General features: G+C 65.3%; 19 protein-coding genes and 1 tRNA gene. 7 read left to right on the top strand and 13 right to left on the bottom strand.

Translation table 11 applies throughout. From position 1 onward, the window contains the following. Nucleotides 1-117 precede the first annotated feature (117 nt). The 5 genes from ABF648_RS06925 to ssd all read right to left on the bottom strand — a co-directional run bounded on the left by ABF648_RS06925 (nucleotide 118) and on the right by ssd (nucleotide 4,278). Entirely contained in the window at nucleotides 118-489 is a 372-nt protein-coding gene (locus tag ABF648_RS06925; protein WP_415631564.1) for a DUF4244 domain-containing protein, read from the bottom strand. Between the two features lie 115 nt (nucleotides 490-604). Next, nucleotides 605-1,150: a type II secretion system F family protein gene (locus ABF648_RS06920; protein ID WP_415631563.1), complete on the bottom strand. Its 546-nt coding sequence runs from the start codon at nucleotides 1,148-1,150 to the stop codon at nucleotides 605-607. 200 nt (nucleotides 1,151-1,350) lie between these two features. Beyond that, the gene (locus ABF648_RS06915; protein WP_415631562.1) at nucleotides 1,351-2,187 is read right to left on the bottom strand and encodes a type II secretion system F family protein; all 837 of its coding nucleotides are present in this window, start codon (nucleotides 2,185-2,187) and stop codon (nucleotides 1,351-1,353) included. After that, the gene (locus ABF648_RS06910; RefSeq protein WP_415631561.1) at nucleotides 2,148-3,299 is read right to left on the bottom strand and encodes a TadA family conjugal transfer-associated ATPase; all 1,152 of its coding nucleotides are present in this window, start codon (nucleotides 3,297-3,299) and stop codon (nucleotides 2,148-2,150) included. The genes ABF648_RS06915 and ABF648_RS06910 overlap by 40 nt, the downstream gene beginning before the upstream one ends. After that, on the bottom strand, nucleotides 3,292-4,278 hold the full coding sequence (gene ssd, locus ABF648_RS06905; RefSeq protein WP_415631560.1) for a septum site-determining protein Ssd: 987 nt from the start codon (nucleotides 4,276-4,278) through the stop codon (nucleotides 3,292-3,294). The genes ABF648_RS06910 and ssd overlap by 8 nt, the downstream gene beginning before the upstream one ends. Nucleotides 4,279-4,566: 288 nt before the next feature. Between ssd and ABF648_RS06900 the strand changes: the two genes are divergently transcribed. Beyond that, complete coding sequence (locus tag ABF648_RS06900; RefSeq protein WP_415631559.1) at nucleotides 4,567-5,463, top strand: class I SAM-dependent methyltransferase; 897 nt, start codon at nucleotides 4,567-4,569, stop codon at nucleotides 5,461-5,463. Nucleotides 5,464-5,669: 206 nt separating this feature from the next. After that, the gene (locus ABF648_RS06895; RefSeq protein ID WP_415631558.1) at nucleotides 5,670-6,131 is read left to right on the top strand and encodes a phage holin family protein; all 462 of its coding nucleotides are present in this window, start codon (nucleotides 5,670-5,672) and stop codon (nucleotides 6,129-6,131) included. A 324-nt stretch (nucleotides 6,132-6,455) separates the two neighbouring features. On the opposite strand, the gene ABF648_RS06890 is transcribed toward ABF648_RS06895, so the two are convergent. Next, a complete protein-coding gene (locus ABF648_RS06890) occupies nucleotides 6,456-6,722 on the bottom strand; it encodes an HPr family phosphocarrier protein (protein WP_415631557.1) in 267 nt (88 codons plus the stop codon). A 184-nt stretch (nucleotides 6,723-6,906) separates the two neighbouring features. Between ABF648_RS06890 and ptsP the strand changes: the two genes are divergently transcribed. Beyond that, nucleotides 6,907-8,592, top strand: coding sequence for a phosphoenolpyruvate--protein phosphotransferase (ptsP, locus tag ABF648_RS06885; protein ID WP_415631556.1), 1,686 nt, complete (start codon nucleotides 6,907-6,909; stop codon nucleotides 8,590-8,592). An 83-nt stretch (nucleotides 8,593-8,675) separates the two neighbouring features. Here the strand turns inward: ptsP and ABF648_RS06880 are convergent, their stop codons facing one another. From ABF648_RS06880 to ABF648_RS06855, 6 genes are read right to left on the bottom strand one after another with little or no spacing between them, the layout of a single operon-like run. Further along, nucleotides 8,676-9,038, bottom strand: a complete 363-nt coding sequence (locus tag ABF648_RS06880; protein ID WP_415631555.1) for an RNA-binding S4 domain-containing protein — start codon at nucleotides 9,036-9,038, stop codon at nucleotides 8,676-8,678. Between the two features lie 39 nt (nucleotides 9,039-9,077). Further along, on the bottom strand, nucleotides 9,078-9,755 hold the full coding sequence (locus ABF648_RS06875; RefSeq protein ID WP_415631554.1) for an NUDIX hydrolase: 678 nt from the start codon (nucleotides 9,753-9,755) through the stop codon (nucleotides 9,078-9,080). Continuing rightward, nucleotides 9,752-10,480 (bottom strand): endonuclease III, encoded by a 729-nt coding sequence (nth, locus tag ABF648_RS06870; RefSeq protein WP_415631553.1) that lies wholly within the window; start codon nucleotides 10,478-10,480, stop codon nucleotides 9,752-9,754. The genes ABF648_RS06875 and nth overlap by 4 nt, the downstream gene beginning before the upstream one ends. Nucleotides 10,481-10,503: 23 nt before the next feature. Continuing rightward, a complete protein-coding gene (locus ABF648_RS06865) occupies nucleotides 10,504-10,956 on the bottom strand; it encodes a RidA family protein (RefSeq protein ID WP_415631552.1) in 453 nt (150 codons plus the stop codon). 40 nt (nucleotides 10,957-10,996) lie between these two features. Continuing rightward, nucleotides 10,997-11,200, bottom strand: a complete 204-nt coding sequence (locus ABF648_RS06860; protein WP_415631551.1) for a DUF4177 domain-containing protein — start codon at nucleotides 11,198-11,200, stop codon at nucleotides 10,997-10,999. Further along, nucleotides 11,197-11,574 carry a WhiB family transcriptional regulator gene (locus tag ABF648_RS06855; protein ID WP_415631550.1) on the bottom strand — a complete coding sequence of 126 codons (378 nt, stop codon included), beginning with the start codon at nucleotides 11,572-11,574 and terminating at the stop codon, nucleotides 11,197-11,199. The genes ABF648_RS06860 and ABF648_RS06855 overlap by 4 nt, the downstream gene beginning before the upstream one ends. A 202-nt stretch (nucleotides 11,575-11,776) precedes the next feature. Between ABF648_RS06855 and ABF648_RS06850 the strand changes: the two genes are divergently transcribed. From ABF648_RS06850 to ABF648_RS06840, 3 genes are all read left to right on the top strand, one after another. Further along, on the top strand, nucleotides 11,777-14,188 hold the full coding sequence (locus ABF648_RS06850) for a transglycosylase domain-containing protein (protein WP_415631549.1): 2,412 nt from the start codon (nucleotides 11,777-11,779) through the stop codon (nucleotides 14,186-14,188). Continuing rightward, nucleotides 14,181-15,113, top strand: a complete 933-nt coding sequence (locus ABF648_RS06845; RefSeq protein ID WP_415631548.1) for a metallophosphoesterase — start codon at nucleotides 14,181-14,183, stop codon at nucleotides 15,111-15,113. Before ABF648_RS06850 ends, ABF648_RS06845 begins: the two co-directional genes overlap by 8 nt. Nucleotides 15,114-15,195: 82 nt before the next feature. Continuing rightward, a tRNA-Pro gene (locus ABF648_RS06840) sits at nucleotides 15,196-15,272 on the top strand. 312 nt (nucleotides 15,273-15,584) lie between these two features. Here ABF648_RS06840 and ABF648_RS06835 read toward each other — a convergent pair. Further along, on the bottom strand, nucleotides 15,585-16,025 hold the full coding sequence (locus ABF648_RS06835) for a DUF4232 domain-containing protein (RefSeq protein WP_415631567.1): 441 nt from the start codon (nucleotides 16,023-16,025) through the stop codon (nucleotides 15,585-15,587). On the opposite strand from ABF648_RS06835, the gene ABF648_RS06830 reads away from it, so the two are divergent. Continuing rightward, nucleotides 15,925-16,350, top strand: coding sequence for a hypothetical protein (locus ABF648_RS06830; RefSeq protein ID WP_415631569.1), 426 nt, complete (start codon nucleotides 15,925-15,927; stop codon nucleotides 16,348-16,350). The two genes, ABF648_RS06835 and ABF648_RS06830, sit on opposite strands and share 101 nt — an antisense overlap. The last annotated feature ends 28 nt before the right edge of the window (nucleotides 16,351-16,378 follow it).

The raw sequence follows: 16,378 nt of genomic DNA, 5'->3' as shown, positions 1-16,378 counted from the left end.
CCCCAATTACTCGCGCCCCCGCACTCGGCGCGGGGGCCGCCGGCCCGTCGTGGGCGGAGGGGGCGGGGGGGGGGGGGGGGCGCCCCCCCCCCCCCCCCCCCCCCCCCCACCACAAATTCAGGAACCGATCATGCCGCCGACCCGCTGAAGGATCTGCAGGACGATCCTCAGCAACCGGCTGAAGAAGCTGTTGTCGGTGACGATCCTCAGCACGACGAGGGCAAGTGCCACTGCCGCGAGGATTCCCACCGCATATTCCGCGGTGGCCATGCCGCGCTCCCGGGCACGGGCGAGACGCGTGTTCCGCCGCGTCCTGCCGATGGCCACGGCGGTGGGGCATGGCGGCACCATCACGAAGGTGCTGACCTCCCTTCTGGGTGCGGGCAGTTCTGCACTGGCGATCAGTGCTGGACGCATGGTCGGTGTCAGGCTCTTGATCAGTGCTGGGCTGGTGGCTGTTGAAACTTCGGTGGCCGGATGGGTGGTCATGTCTATTCCTTCCCGAGGTCAACCGCCCGGTGCGGATGACATCCGGACTGTGGGCCGGTAAGCGGCACGTAAGGTCATCCGGACAACACCGGGCAGAACTCGGGAGAGACCGAGTTCATCCGAGAAAACGGCTCACGGTGCCGGCGATGATGGGTACAACCCCCACCAGGATGAAGGCGGGCAGGAAACAGACCATCATGGGGCCGACCGATTTCACCCCGACAGTCCTGGCCTTCGCCGCGAGTTGATTGTGACGCGCCCTGCGGGCAGCCTCCGCGCGAGCGCGCAGAATCTCGGTGACGGCTTCCCCCGTCATCGCAGCGCGTGCGAGATCGCGGGCCACCTCCGCCCACACAGCATCGCCCCGCAAGTTCTGCCATGCCTGGGTTTCACTGAAGCCGACACCTACGTGGGCATCGACCTCACGCAGCATCTGAGCCGAGGGTTCCGGTGCGATCTCGGCTATCTGGCACACCGCACCGCGTAGCGGTGCACCCGCCTCCAGACTCGCCGAGAGCAAGTCGAGCACCTCGGGTTGCTGCATCAGCAGCCTTTCCCTTCGCCGCCGCACCGATCCGGGTTCCATCCTGGCAAGCAGGACATGGCAGGCCAGCGCGAGAGCTGCGGCGACCGGCAGCGACCACGGGAACGGCACACTCACCAGGGCAGCCGAGGTGGCCACGGCGGTACCCCACCACCTGATGCGCCAGTTGCCGGCTCTGCGCGACCCGGCACCGGTGGGCCCGCGAGGACCACGGGATGCGCCCGCCGCCAGGCCACTCAGGCGGGCTTCCCCGGGGTCGGGCAACAGACACCACAGGCAAGCCACAAGCGCGATTGCAGCCGTCAGCTGCCAGCCTGTCACGGCCGCCTCACGGCCCTGGATGCGATCAGTTCCGTCCACAGCAATCCTGCGCAGGCGAACAGCACGGCCCCGGCCAGGCATGCTCTCCCCGGCAGCGTCGAGACGAGGAAGGATAGTGGATCACCACCTGCCATGAATCCCATGGCGACACCCACCACCGGCAACATGGCCAGAAGTTTTCCGGTGGCTCTCGGCACCGCGAGTTCTGCGGCGATCTCGGATTGCAATTGCCGCTCGGCACTGATCGCATCCGCGACGCGGCGGGTTGTCGGCGACAGCGGACCTCCGGTGCGTTCACAAAGCCGCCAGGCACGAGAGAGGTTCGCCAATCCTGCACATCCGGGTCGTGTGGACAGTTCCAACAGAACATCAGCCACGTCCGCGCCGATCTGCTGGGCGCTGACGCATCCGGCGAGCACATTGCAGTCCTGTGCTGCAGTGTCCAGTGCCTGCGTTGGTGTGCGCCCGATACGCAGCTGGGCTGCGATCACCTGACAGGCCTGTGCGATCTGGGCGGCTTGACGTGCCGCGCGTGAGCTGTACAGGTGCTGACGCGTGACCCAGGCGAGCGTGCTGCCGATGACCGCCACGATGACGATCCATGCCAGCAGCCCTGGCGCCACCAGCACCACAGCGACAACCAGCGCGACGGTGCCGACGGCCACCAGGACGGTTCTGCCCGGACCCCTGTGGTGGCTGCGCTCGTTCAGCAGATTTCGCAGCCGCCGATCACCGTCTGGCTGGCACCACATCAGGACCGCACAGGCCAGTGCCCCGCCAGCCAGCACCGCAATCATGAGCCCAACCCGGCGATCCGACACAGCTGCGGCCATGCGGCGGAGGGTGCCGAATGCCCCTGGTCGTCGACATGAAGGGCTTCTGCGATGCTGACCAGGCCCTCGGGCCCATGCTCCACGATGCCTATCTGGCCCACCCCCCTGATTCCTCCGGCCCGCCGCCTCAGGTGAATGACCGCGTGCAGCGCTGCAGCCATCTGCGCGTGGCAGGCAGACCTCGACAGACCGCCCAATGCCGCCAGAGCCTCAAGCCGGGCCGGGACATCGGCGACCGAATTCGCGTGCACGGTGCCGCATCCGCCCTCGTGGCCAGTGTTCAGCGCAGTGAGCAGGTCACACAGTTCAGGGCCTCGGACCTCGCCCACCACCAGGCGGTCGGGCCGCATCCGCAATGCCTGCCGCACCAGTTGGGTCATGGTCACCGAACCTGCTCCCTCGGCATTGGCCGGCCGGCCCTCCATGCGCACGACATGGCGATGCTCCGGGTTGAGCTCGCGTGAGTCCTCGACGATGACGATGCGCTCGGTCTGCGGGACCAGGCCGAGCAGCACGCCCAGCAATGTCGTCTTCCCAGAACCCGTGCCGCCTGTCACGAGGAAGGCCACCCGATGGGCGATCATTGCCTGGAGCACCTCTGCGGTGCGCTGGTCGAGGCTGCCCTGCTGCTGCATCTGGGCGAGCGTCATCGTGCGTCTCGAGGGGATCCGCAGCGAGACGCAGGTGCCGGGCTCAGCCAGGCAGGACAGCACCGCATGCAGCCGCGTGCCGTCGGGAAGTCGCGCATCGACCCATGGGGAGGCGTCGTCCAGACGCCGTCCCGCGGCAGCCGCCAGCCTCACGGCCAGCCGCCGGACCTCTTCGTCCCCGGAGAACTGCACCGGTACGGGTTCCAGTCCCATGCCCCTGTCCACATAGACGGCCGAGGCGCTGTTGACGAGCACATCGGTGACGCCGGGTAAGGCCATCAGCGGTTCCAGTGGGCCGGCCCCGATGCTGGTGCGCCGGAGCACGTCCAGAGCGTCCAGCACGGCCGCATCGGAGACGACGAACCCAAGACTGTCGAGCCCCGTGGCCACCTCACGCGGGCCCCATCCGGAGCCCTTCTGCACCAACCAGCGGCGCAGCTCCTCCAGCTGGTCCTCACGCATCCGGACACACCTCGTCGAGCACAGCATCAAGGTTCCTGAATCGCCTGGGCGCCGTGGCACGACTCAACGGAACACCGGACACCACCGCATCCACGAACCTGGGATCGGTTGCCAGGCAGCCCACGAGGCGAAGACCAAGACTCTGCGCCAGCACTGCAGGCACCACCCTCATGCCGGGCCCGGTGCGCACCACCACCGCGGCATCGTGCCAGCCGTGACGATTGATACGCGCCTGGGCAGCCATCGCGGCACGCACTTCAGCAGCCACCAGCACAATTCGGGTGACCGAGCCCGAACCTGGCCAGCCCAGGCCCTGCGGATCGTCGAGCACAACGGCATCGTGGCCTCGCGCCAATGCCTCCAGAACAGCACGGAATGCCGAAGTACCCGGCAACTCGGGTGCCGCCGGAGTGCGCGCCATCGACAGGATGTCGACACCGGCGAAGACCGGAAGCCGCCCGGTGAGATCCCCCACCGTGCCACTCGCGTAGGCCAGATCGTGCCAGCGCCAGCCGGGTTGCTGCTCGGCGCCGAACAGCAGATCGATCCCACCGCCCGTGGGATCGCAGTCGACCAGCGCCACAGCCTGCCCGCCACCGCGGGCGGCACCGCGTTGTGCAAGCGCCGCTGCAAAAATGCTGGCACCCACCCCGCCGCTGCCGCCCATGACATCCAGCACCGTCGTCGACGAGGCGGCCGTGCTCGCCGACTGGTCGAGGACAGAGGGCAGGAAACCTGCATGCTGCGGCAGTTGGATGACGGCCGCCGACAGCGGCACCGACCATGCCGCAGCAGTGTCCGCATCGGAACTCAGCAGGAAGACCGAGGCACGCTCAGGCAGTGCCAGGCCCGCAACCAGCGGAGCCGATTCGGCGCCGATCAGGACAACCGGGCTGGAGCGCCAATGAGCACGGATGTCTGCCGCCTCCTGGCGCACCAGTACTTCGGCCCCGACACTCGCCGCGGCCGCAGAGACCATGTCGAGCAGTCGCGATTCCCGGCAAATGACCAGCGGCCCCTTCCCGGCATGGTCAGGTCTGGAGCCGTCGGGTCCGGACCCAGGTGGACCTCCCAGATTTCGTGTCGCGAAGGGCGCGCTGGCTCGGCGAAGAAGTCCACGTTCCGGCGCCGTGATGGTGTCGGAGCGTCCATCATCGAGGATTGCGGTTCCGGGCCCATGCTCCAGACCGCCCGTGCCGGGCGCATCGCTCAGAACGGCGCGCCGCCCCCCGGGACTGGATGATCGGATCTCTGGCATGACCGGACCATGTCCGTGCGAGCACCATTTTTTCAGCCGGCCGGCAATCTGTGGACAACGTCCTGCGCACCCCACGCCCGCCCCTGGGCTGCCGACACCGCGATCAGCCCTCGCACCAATCAGCTGGGCATGGTGACCGAGCTTAGGATTGCGGACATGGCTCACGGTGCTCCTCGCTTCCCCGATGCGGCGCTGGAGTGGCTCTGCGGCGAACAGCACGGCCACCGGGTACTCGCGCTCACTCCGGCCGCGGGCCTGCCCCGCAAACTGGCAGCGCACGGTGACCAGGTGTGGTGCATCGACAAGAGATCCGAATCCCTGGAGCCCTTGGTCGACGTCCCGGGGATCACCGTCTCGGCCGCCCGCGCCGAGGCGATGCCATTCACGGCATGCCAGTTCGACATGGTGCTGGCCCACCAGGTGATGCACCGGCTCGCTCCCGGGATCGTCTTCGGAGAGATCGCACGCGTCCTCAAGCCCGGGGGTTGGCTGGCCATCTCTTGTCTGACAAGGGATGACTCCGTGCCATGGGTGCGCCGTCTGATCACCCTGATGCGTACCGTCGATCCCACCGCGATGTCCTCCGACATGGCCGCCGAGGTCGCCGCACAACTCGGCTCCAGCAAATACTTCCCCCACCAGGAGCAGCGCGATTTCAGGATCTGGGTACCTGTGGATCGTGACAGTCTGCTCGCCATGACCGCCCTGCAGCCCTGTGTGACCCGGCTGGGCAGGCGCGACCACGATCGCCTGCTGGCCGCCGTGGGTGCCATCTACGACGGTGCTTCGGCTGGTTCCGAATTGCGGCTGCCCTACCAATTGTCCTGCTGGCGGGTCTATGTCGACCACTCCGAGATGACCACACCCATCATGCTGGGTGACGATGCCCTGATCATCGGATTGTGAACCACTGCAGCGGTGCCGGCGGGTCTCGCGGGGAGCGGCGCATTTCTGCCATCACAGCCGTGGGGATAATTTTCTCGTGTGGCCGCCGGACATTCTCCGGCCACCTGGCACCTCGACCACCTGGCACCCCGGACCGCTGACATCCTCAGTACCGGTTAGGCTCTGGGAAGCGAGCTGCCTCACCTTTGACAACGGAGGAAAAGATCATGGCCGAGCGTCCCCGCCTCAGCGATTACATCGCGAACATCAAGTCAACACTGCCCAGGATGGTCTCCGACATCAAGGAATTGGCAACTGCCGAGATGTCCTCCTCCGTCAAGCATGCGGGCATGGGCGGAGGCCTTTTCAGCGGCGCCGGGATTTTCGGCCTGTTCGCACTGAATTGCGTGCTGTGGGCCGCAGTCTTCGGAATCGCCAACTTCTATCACTACATCGCCGGGCGTGACTGGTTCACCGCCCTGGCCCTCGCGTTCATCACTTTTGCCGTCATTCTGCTGATTCTGGCCGGAATTCTCGCGGTGATCGGTTACACCCAGGTCAAAAAGGTCAAGGCGCCCACGGCCACCATCGCCGAGACGAAGGCCACCATCGAGGCGCTCACCACAGGGCTCTCCGCCGGAGTCGAAGACGCCCAGGCCGGTGTCACCCCGTCGTTGACCAGTCACTGAGGGTTGCCTCGCGACCAAACGGTGACCCAGTTGGGCTGCTCGCCCGCCCGGACACCTTTCCCGGATACCAGTCGCAACATGTCGGCAGTTCGCTCTGCTCACCCCTGGGCAGTGATCACTGGGCAGTGGTACCGACACATCAGGACCCTGAAATGCCGCAGCGCTGAAATGCCCGAACACAAGAATTCCTGAATGCAAGATGCCCGGTACCGAGGCACCGGGCGCCGCTGAACAAGGCATACGAACAAACAACTTGGGGAACAAACAAATTGAGGGGGACGTCACCGTGACCGGTGCGTCCCCCTCAAGCGCGTCGCCGAGACGTCACTCCTTGTCGAGATCCTTCTCGATGAGGGCTGCGATCGCGTCGACTGCCTCGGTATTGTCCGACTCGATCTTGACGACCGCGCCCTTGCCTGCGCCGAGCGTCATGATCATGAGAGGCGAAGCGGCGTCGATGGGATCCTCGCCGCTGTCCGGAATCGACAACAGGATTTCGTCATCGAAATCGCCGGCCTTCTCGGCGATCAGCGCGGCGGGACGCGCGTGCAGGCCCACCGACGAACCGACAACTGCTTGCTTACTGGCCATGGGTTTCTCCTTCTGGATACTTATGGCACATTCTGCCGCACCGCGTTCATCCTCACACACGCGGCAACAGGGTGATGTTCCAATGGGGTCATTTGGTGCTGGAAACAAGGTATCGGTATCCGCCCCCGCACCAGACATGAGAGACTGACCGGGCAACGCGATAGTTCTGGAAGGACTACTTGACATGCCCCTGGCTGACTCAATCACCATCACCGGTGCCGGTGTCGTCGCCGGCGCCGCCTATGCTCCGGTTCTCCGGGTGCAGCCCCGTCCCCAACTTCCCACCGGAGGCGCTGTTGCCGACGATGAGAAGGACGCCGACATCAAGAACTTCACCGACGCCGTGCAGACGGTGCAGGACAACCTGCTCAACAAGGCAGAAAAGTCGAAGGGCCATGCGAAGGAGGTGCTCACCGCCACTGCCCAGCTCACCGCCGATCGCGGGCTGTCCCGGTCGGTGAAGAAGCTCATTCAGCACGGGGACTCCGCCGAATGGGCAGTTGTGCAGGCCACCGACAATCTGGTGACGCAGTTCGAGCGCCTGGGCGGTCTGTATGCCGAGCGCACCACCGACCTCAAGGACATCCGAGACAGGCTTATCGCCGAGCTGCGTGGCGAGCCTGCCCCCGGTGTGCCCGAGCCCACCTCCCCGATCGTGCTCCTCGCAGAAGACCTCGCACCCGCCGACACCGCCGGCCTGGATCCCGAGCTGACTGTGGCTCTCGTCACCGAGGGTGGCGGCAAGACCTCCCACACCGCGATCATCGCTCGCCAGCTGGGCATTCCCTGCATCGTCTCCGCCGGCAAGGCACTGCGCCAGATCAAGAACGGCACCCCGGTGCTGGTGGACGGCGCTGCCGGCACCATCCAGTCCAATCCCGATCCCGACACCGCCAAGACAGCCGTCGCGACTTCCAACGAATACCTCAATCGTGTCCGTCAATGGCGCGGCCCGGGCCACACCAGTGACGGCTACGGCGTCCAGCTGCTGGCCAATGTTGGCAATGGGGAAGCTGCATCTGCGGCCGCGAAGGGCGAGTCGGAGGGGGTCGGACTGTTCCGCACCGAGCTGTGCTTCCTCAGTGCCCCCGAGGAGCCGAGCGTCCAGGAGCAGGCCGACATCTACCGCGCGGTGCTGACTCCCTATGTCGGTCGTGGCGGTCACACCCACGTCGTGATCCGCACTCTCGACGCCGGTTCGGACAAGCCGTTGGCCTTCGCCAACTTCGAGGCCGAGGAGAACCCCGCCCTCGGTGTGCGTGGCCTGCGCCTGGCCAAGGACAATCCTCACCTTCTGACCCACCAGCTCGACGCGATCGCACAGGCCAAGAAAGGCCTCGACATCGATGTCTGGGTGATGGCGCCGATGGTGTCCACCGTCACCGATGCACGTAACTTCGCTGCCCAGTGCCGCACCCGCGACCTGTGGCCCGGAGTCATGGTCGAGGTTCCTGCGGTTGCCCTCAAGGCCGACCAGGTGCTGGCGGAGGTGGAGTTCTTCTCCATCGGCACCAACGACCTGACGCAGTACGCGATGGCGTCGGATCGACTGTCGCCCTTCCTCACCGATCTGAACGATCCCTGGCAGCCGGCGGTCCTCTCGCTCATCCAGATGGCCGCCCAGGCCGGTCTCAAGGCCAACAAGCCCGTGGGCGTGTGCGGCGAAGCAGCAGCCGATCCGCTGCTCGCCTGCGTGCTCGCCGGGCTCGGCATCACCTCGTTGTCAATGGCTGCCCCGGCTCTGCCGCCGGTCGGCCTGCAACTCGGCGAGGTGTCCATCGAGCAGTGCCGTCAGGCCGCTGCCGCCGCAGTGACCGCCCCGGATGCCGTGACCGCCAAGGCCAAGGCCGCCACCGTTCTCGGTCTGTGATGCGCTGATTCCTCGCTGAGACACCGATGCCCCTGCCGCGATCGTGCGGTGGGGCATCGGCGTCTCAGCGCCTCGAGTCATCTCTATTGCGGCTCCATGCCGCGCAGCTTGTCGATCTCGCGGCGCTGCTTCTTCGTGGGCCTACCCGTCCCACGATCACGGCGGGCAAAGGGAACATCGAGCCAGGCCGGCCGTTCGGGTGACAGATCCCGATAGGCCTCGATGGCTAGCTTGTGGCCCACTCTCTTGTCGAGCAGCTGGACGACCTCGAAGCGGCGATCCCAGCCGGGCTGACGCACCATCACGACATCGCCCACCTTGAGCTGCTGGGCGGGCTTGGTGGGATTGTCGTTGTAGCGCACATGCCCGCCCTTGACGGCCTGGGTGGCCATGGAACGGGTCTTGTAGATCCGCACCGCCCACAGCCACACGTCGATTCGCGTCACGCGTCCACTGTGGTCCCAGCCCGGCCCACCGTCAACAAATCACCGCGCGGTACCGGCCGACCGGCCACTGCCCTTGGCCGGTGATGCCGAACGGAAACGGGCCGGCACGTCGACGACCCTGCCGTGATCCCAATCGCGTTCCCAGCCGCCGAGCCTGAGCAGTGTCTGGGTGAGGAATGCGGTGAATCCCCACAGGAAGAACTCGTCCAGTTCCCAGGCCGGCCCCATCGTGCGGCCAGGATGGCGGGCGCGAAGCCGGCGCGCGGGATCGGCAAGGGTACTGACTCGCCAGCTGCGCACGCTCGCCACCTCGCGCGGGTCGACGGCCTGCAACGGACGATCCGGATGCCACCAGGCCACCACAGGGATCACATCGAAGTGGCTGACCGACAGTGACGCAGTGGGGAGAGTGCCGAGAAGGTGAATGGCGGCAGGGTCCAGCCCAACCTCCTCATTCGCCTCGCGCGTGGCGGTCTCCACCGGGCCCTCATCGGTGGTTTCAGTGCGTCCCCCGGGAAAGGAGATCTGACCCGCATGATGGCGCAGTGTTCTGGCCCGCTCGGTGTAGACCACGGTGGGATCGGCTGCGTCGGACAGCAGGATCAGTACGGCCGATGCCGCACCACCGATTGCCGGGCGCATCCGCGAAAACTGTTCCAGGCGAGCAGGATCGGCCAAAGATGCAGCCAACTGCCTCAGCGGAGCAGGCGTGGTCACGAAGACTTCACCAGTCGCCGGGCCTCATCCGGGTCGATGGGGCCGGTTCCGAAACTTGGGCACAGCACCGCCACCGGGCAGGCTCCGCAGGCTGGCTTCTTGGCATTGCACCGGCGCCGGCCGTGAACGATGAGCGTGTCGGAGACGCTGGTCCACAGTTCGGGGTCGAAGAGCGCACACAGAGCCTGCTCCACCTTCAGCGGCACCTTGGTGGCAACGAAACCCAGCCTGTTCGACAGCCTGATGACGTGGGTGTCCGTGGTGATGGCCGGCAGCCCGAAGGCATGACCGCGCACGACATGGGCTGTCTTGCGTCCCACCCCAGGCAGGCTGGTCAGTTCATCGAGACCGGTGGGCACCTGACCGGCGAAGTTCTCCACCAAGGATTGGCCGATGCCCAGCAGCGCGGACGCCTTGTTGTGGAAGAAGCCGGTGGACCGGATGATCTGCTCGACATCTTCGAGTTCGGCACCCGCCAGCGCCTCGGGCGAGGGATAGCGCTGGAACAGGATCGGCGTCACCTTGTTGACACCCTTGTCCGTGGACTGTGCCGACAGCACTGTGGCGATCAGCAGTTCGAAGGGATTCCGGAAGTCCAGCTCGCACCCGGCATCTGGATATGTCTCGTGCAGAACGCGATAGATCTGCAGTGCCCGGACAGGCCCCGTCGTCCCAAGGACCTTCTCGGACCCTGCCGTCCCGGGGGTCTTTCCAGACCCGGGCATCCGAATGCTCCCTTCAGCCCCACTCACAGCCGGGCAGTGAGTTCGACCTCAACGCAGGCATTCTTGGGCAGTACGGCGACTCCCACCGCGCTGCGCACATGCCGCCCAGCATCCCCGAAGATGTCAGCGAGAAGGTCCGATGCGCCATTTGCAACGGCAGCCTGCTCGGTGAAACCAGCGGCGCTGGCCACATAGACGGCGACCCTCACGATGCCCTTGATGGCATCGACACCGCCTGCGGCGTCCGCTGCCGCGGCAATTGCATTGAGGCAGGCCGTGCGCGCTGCGGCAGCTGCGGTTTCGATACTCACCGGACCGCCGACCAGGCCGGTGACGAGCTTGTCGCCGCTCAGCGGCAGCTGGCCCGAAACGTAGACGAGTTCTCCGGTCCGCACCGAGGGAAGATAGGAACCCACAGGAGTGGCCACCGGCGGGAGGCTGATCTCGAGTTCGGTGAGCTTGTCACTGGGCGTCATGCCTGACCTTTCACTTGAGAAATCCGATTGCCGAGCCGAATCACTTGGAATGTCCAGTTGTCGGGTCGGGTCGCTTGAAATAGCCGACCACCGAATCTGGGTTGGCCGTGGGCAGGACCTGAACCAGTTCCCAGCCCTGGGCGCCGAAATTGTTGAGGATCTGCTGACTGGCGTGGCTCAGAATGGGAGCGGTGAAGTATTCCCACTTCACCGCACTCTCCTGCTGTCTGTCATCGCTCGTCATTTCCGCCTCCCGACGTCCTTGCGCTCCTCCGGACCCAACTTCGGCCGGAACACATCATCGGAGAACTGCACTTCGGGTGAATCAGCCGGCATCGGGCCGGAGGAACGTGCGCCGAGTACCGCGGCCCAGGACTTCACATCGGGACGTTGCCGCAGCAGCTGGCGCCTCTCACGCTCGGTCATACCGCCCCACACGCCCCACTCGATGGCGTTGTCCAGGGCCTCGGCCAGACATTGGAGACGCACGGGGCACCCCATGCACACCGCTTTGGCGCGCTTCTGGTCTTTTCCTTCCGGAAAGAGAGCATCATTCATTCCACGGCACTTGGCGGCCATTGGCCAGTCCTCAGGTGACAATTCGGCACCATCAGCCATGATGAAATCCTCTCGCGCGGAATCACGGCACAACCTACACCGCAGGTGCGTCAGTCAGAATTCCACGATGCCGCAACCCTTATGCAAGATGCCCCGACGACAGACACCGGATGCTGCCGGGCATACCTCGCACCGAACCGACTTCGGGTGACAGCGGGCAGGGGTCCTGGCCCTGACAGACGCTCCGGTTAGGCTGGTGGCCATGAGTGCACGGGGTGGTGGGTCGAAAATCTATTCACTGGCGATGTTCGTCATCGTCAGTGCCATTTGCGGGTTGTTCGTGGCCGGCATGGCGATCCCCTACGCGGCTGTGGTCACCAGCACACTCAAGACGGCTTCCGACAATCTGCAGAATGTGCCGGCGGACCTCACGGTCCCCCAGCAGTCCCAGGGGTCGAAGATTCTGCTCGCCGATGGCACGACACTAGCCACTTTCTTCGACCAGAATCGCCAGTACGTCACCCTCGACCAGATCTCTCCGATGATGCAGAAGGCCCAGATGGCCATTGAGGACCATCGCTTCCTCACCAACGGCGCCATCGACCTCCAGGGTGTGCTGCGGGCTGCGCTCGGCAATGTGGCGCATGGCGGTGTGAGCGCTGGTGGATCGACACTCACCCAGCAGTACATCAAACAGGTGCGCATCCAGATCGCGATGGACAACAACGACCAGCAGGCCATCGCGGAGGCCCAGTCACCCACCCTGGGCCGTAAGGTGCTCGAGATGCGCTACGCAGTGGCACTGGAGCGCAATTTGGCCAAGCAGCTCGGATCCCAGGAGGCTGCCAAGAAGGCCATTCTCGAGCGCTATCTGAACATCGCCTATTACGGCGACGGAGCCTATGGCGTGCAGGCAGCAGCTCGGCACTACTTCGGTGTGGACGCCAAAGACCTGGACCTGGCGCAGTCGGCGATGCTCGCCGGCCTGGTGCAGAGCCCCAGCGAGACCGATCCGGTGAACCATCCCGAGGCCGCCATCGCCAGGCGCAATGTCGTACTCGACACGATGCTCAAGTGGGATTCCGAGGACGTCTGGTTCGAGGGCCTTCCCCAGCTCACCCAGCAGGAGGTCGATGCCGCCAAGGCGACCCCCTTTGATGCGTCCAAGGTCACCTCCAACAACTCCGGGTGCACCGCATCCAAGTACCCCTTCATCTGCCAGTACGCGGTGAACGTGCTGCTCAGCGACCAGATGAAGTCACTGGGAACTGACCAGGACGCCCGGAAGAACGCGCTGTATCGAGGCGGTCTCACGATCAAGACAGATATCGATCCGCAGACCCAGGACACGGCCCAGACCTCGATCGGGAAGATCATCGCGCCCACCGATCCGGTGGTGAGCGTCGCGGTGATGACCGATCCCAAGACGGGTCTCATCAAGGCCATGGCGCAGTCCAAGCCCGTGATGGGGTCGAACAACGCTGCGGGGGAGACCTACTACAACTACGCGGTCGGAACTGACCTGGGCGGCGGGACAGGTTTCCAGGCAGGTTCGACGTTCAAGGCATTCGTCGCAGCGGCAGCAATCGACCAGGGCTTCATACCCGAGAAGACCATTTACAACGCCCCGACGACGAAGAACTGGGATGGTCAGACCTTCAAAGATTGTCAGGGGAATTTCACGCTGAGCAGCGGTAGTGGCGGATGGACCGTGTCCAACACCTGGAAATCCGGGACGATGAACATGATCACCGCGATGGCCCAGTCGGTGAACAACTATTGGGTGCAACTCGAGCAGCAGGTGGGCATCTGCTCCGCCATCAAGATGGCCGAAGCCACCGGAATGCAGCTGGGCACCGGTGGGTCGCTGGAGGACTATCAGCGAATCCCCTCATTCACGCTCGGTGCGCTCAACGTGACTCCTCTGTCGATGGCCCAGGCCTATGCCACCTTCGCGAATCGTGGAGTGCGCTGCGACCCCATCATCCTGGCTTCGGTGACGAACAGCCAGGGTGCGAATGTGGCTGTGCCCCAGGCCAACTGCAAGCAGGTGATCGATCCCGTGACGGCCGATGGTGTCACCCAGACGCTCCAGGCGGTCCTGAACCCGGGTGGCACCGGCTATGCGAGCAGAGTGCAGGGCAGCTACGACCAGGCTGGCAAGACAGGTACCGCTGGTAGCACCGACACGGAATCTGCGGTCTGGTTCAACGCCTATACCCCCGATCTGGAAGGCGTCGCCATGATCTCGGTGGACAACGGCAACGACTACTGGAGCAACCGGTCCCAAACCCTGACCGGGCTGCGGGTGGCCAGCGGCCGCGTTCTGCAGGGCAATTCCACCACCGAGTCCGGTGGCATCTGGAATTCGATGATGTCAGCCGAGCTGCCGCGCATTCCGAACTCGGCGAATTCCCGATTCCAGGCCTATGTGCCGAAGTCGAACACCATGCCGAGCAACTACAACGGCTTGCAGGCAACGTCAGGTAGTTCCGGCGGATCATCGGCCACATCCACTTCCACGGCCAGTGCCCGAGCCGCGTACCAACCCGATGACGGCGCCACGCCCGCCGGAGCCGCCGTGGCGGCGGTGAACCAACCGGTGGCAGTCGCACCGGATGCCACATCGTCGGCAACGGTCAAGCCTGCCGGCATGACTGCCGCCAATGGCTGAGCCGAAGCAGCACATGGTGCTGCCGCTGCTCGGCCATCTGGTGGAGGGCACCGCGGGGATGGGCGCACTCGTGTTCGCGGGCGCATTGATCGAAGCCCAGGCCTTCGTGCTGAGACAGCTCGATGCTGCCGTTCTGAAGCCTGGTGCGCCACCGCTTCGGCTGCTGCACATCTCCGACATCCACCTCATGCCGCGGCAGCAGAAGAAGCTGGCCTTCCTGCGCAAGCTGGCCGACATGAAGCCGGACCTGGTGATCAGTACCGGCGACCACCTCTCGAGCGCAGACGCGATGGACAAGCTCTTCGACGCCTTGGGGCCGCTTTTCGCGCTGCCCGGGGCATTCGTCTTCGGTTCCAACGACTTCGAGGGCCCGCACTTCCGCATGCCTGCGGCCTATCTGTGGGCGAACTCCACACCTCAGAGGCACGGCCCCGAGTCGGTGCTGCCCGCTGATGAGGTGGCCCACCGCCTGGTCGCGGCCGGGTGGGCCGCCCTCAATGACGCCCGGGCGCGCCTGGATGTGTCGGGGAGAAGCATCGCATTGCGCGGCACCGGGGATGCCCACATCGACCTGGACCACTACGACAAAGTGTCCGGGCCGGCCGATCCGGGTGCGGATCTCAACATCGGTGTCACCCATGCTCCCTACCGGCGCGTGCTGGACGCGATGACAGACGACGGCATGTCGCTGATTCTGAGCGGGCACACCCATGGTGGGCAGGTCTGCCTGCCGAATGGGCGCCCGATCATCACGAACTGCGATGTCGGCCCCGAGCACGCCAAGGGGCTGAGTGTGTGGCGCCATGGCGGAAGAAAGAGCCTGCTGCACGTGTCTGGGGGCATCGGCAGCTCGCCCTTCGCCCCCTACCGGCTGTTCTGCCGTCCCTCGGCCACGCTGATCACCCTCACCGCCCGCCAGGCGTGACGGTTCGCCGGCAGTTGTTGCGGATGGCGCGGTTCGCCACTGGGGATCCGTTGGGATAGACTCGTCGACGGCTCTCAGCCTACGGGGTGTGGCGCAGCTTGGTAGCGCGCTTCGTTCGGGACGAAGAGGTCGCAGGTTCAAATCCTGTCACCCCGACCATGTGCTGAGACTGAACATGCGCCGCAGCAGGGGCGCTGCGCTCCGCGATGACCGAGTACCACCGCCGTGGCGGACCAGAAATCGCACCGCCGGTGAGTTTCGTAGGATTGTCCGCGAGGCTTTCGGTCTGCGGGATGCCTGAACGCTGATCTGACGTCCCGGTCCGCTGACCGTGGCCAGCTGGTACCACGGATCCGCAGAAACTCATCTGCACCAGGACGCTGCCCTTGGGCGAGCAGGCACACACCGCACCACTGGCACCGTCAACAACCCGCGGAGGGTTCCGTCCCCATTCCGGGAGCCTGCAGCGGATCAGCTCTCGCCAGGCTCCATGGGACCCACCATCAGGAAAGAAATGCTGGCTCCGACGCAAGTTGTGTAGTCCGCCGGCGCGAACAGCGCACTGACCTGGTCGGGCGGGTAGATCCGGAAGCCATCAGCAATCTCGGACTGGCACATTGCCTGCGGATACCTGCCCGAATTGAGGATGCGCAGTGTGGAGTGCGCCGACTCCCCGGGCTCCAGGGTCACCAACTGCCTGGAGGCAAGATCCACTCTCTCACCGGCTGGGCCGAGCTGCGTCCCATTGCCATGGCCCACGAAGGAGACCCCGGGGTAACCCCACAGAGTGCACGTGGTGCCGCCTGTGTTGGTGAGCACAAGGTTGGGCGTATATGTACCGACGCTCTCCTCCGGAGGACCGGCAACCGAGGCCGCCAGGACGGCCGTTGTGCAAGGCTGGACGACGGCCACCTCCGAAGCGCCGGGCGTTGCAGTGGTGGCGTTGGCAGTCGGATTTTCCGATGCAGCGGCCGTGGAGCTCTGGGGCACCGTGGAAACCGGAGAAGCAGTGGGTGACTCCGTCGACGCAGCAGACGTCGTTGGGCTGGCAGATGAGGTGGCCGACGCCGAATCAGGACCGGCGGATACCGCCGGTGCGACCGACCCGGTGCCCGACGGTGTGCTCCCACCTGGGTTTCCGGTGCATGCTGCAAGCAGCACCAGGGATGCGGCAACGACAGCCACGGCCGCCAGTGGACCCGACTTCCGTGTATGCGTCCTCATGTCACAAGGCTAGACCCGTACATCGGGGCGACAGGGAGAAT

Source organism: Propionibacterium sp., from assembly GCF_047719395.1.
GTDB lineage: Bacteria > Actinomycetota > Actinomycetes > Propionibacteriales > Propionibacteriaceae > Propionibacterium.
This window is presented reverse-complemented; position numbering and strand designations above follow the sequence as displayed.

Coding starts and splice junctions, on each gene's coding strand:
- ABF648_RS06925 (WP_415631564.1), bottom strand. CDS start 489: ATGACCACCCATCCGGCCACCGAAGTTTCAACAGCCACCAGCCCAGCA.
- ABF648_RS06915 (WP_415631562.1), bottom strand. CDS start 2,187: ATGGCCGCAGCTGTGTCGGATCGCCGGGTTGGGCTCATGATTGCGGTG.
- ABF648_RS06910 (WP_415631561.1), bottom strand. CDS start 3,299: ATGCGTGAGGACCAGCTGGAGGAGCTGCGCCGCTGGTTGGTGCAGAAG.
- ssd (WP_415631560.1), bottom strand. CDS start 4,278: ATGGTCTCTGCGGCCGCGGCGAGTGTCGGGGCCGAAGTACTGGTGCGC.
- ABF648_RS06900 (WP_415631559.1), top strand. CDS start 4,567: ATGTCCGTGCGAGCACCATTTTTTCAGCCGGCCGGCAATCTGTGGACA.
- ABF648_RS06895 (WP_415631558.1), top strand. CDS start 5,670: ATGGCCGAGCGTCCCCGCCTCAGCGATTACATCGCGAACATCAAGTCA.
- ABF648_RS06890 (WP_415631557.1), bottom strand. CDS start 6,722: ATGGCCAGTAAGCAAGCAGTTGTCGGTTCGTCGGTGGGCCTGCACGCG.
- ptsP (WP_415631556.1), top strand. CDS start 6,907: ATGCCCCTGGCTGACTCAATCACCATCACCGGTGCCGGTGTCGTCGCC.
- nth (WP_415631553.1), bottom strand. CDS start 10,480: ATGCCCGGGTCTGGAAAGACCCCCGGGACGGCAGGGTCCGAGAAGGTC.
- ABF648_RS06865 (WP_415631552.1), bottom strand. CDS start 10,956: ATGACGCCCAGTGACAAGCTCACCGAACTCGAGATCAGCCTCCCGCCG.
- ABF648_RS06860 (WP_415631551.1), bottom strand. CDS start 11,200: ATGACGAGCGATGACAGACAGCAGGAGAGTGCGGTGAAGTGGGAATAC.
- ABF648_RS06855 (WP_415631550.1), bottom strand. CDS start 11,574: ATGGCTGATGGTGCCGAATTGTCACCTGAGGACTGGCCAATGGCCGCC.
- ABF648_RS06850 (WP_415631549.1), top strand. CDS start 11,777: ATGAGTGCACGGGGTGGTGGGTCGAAAATCTATTCACTGGCGATGTTC.
- ABF648_RS06845 (WP_415631548.1), top strand. CDS start 14,181: ATGGCTGAGCCGAAGCAGCACATGGTGCTGCCGCTGCTCGGCCATCTG.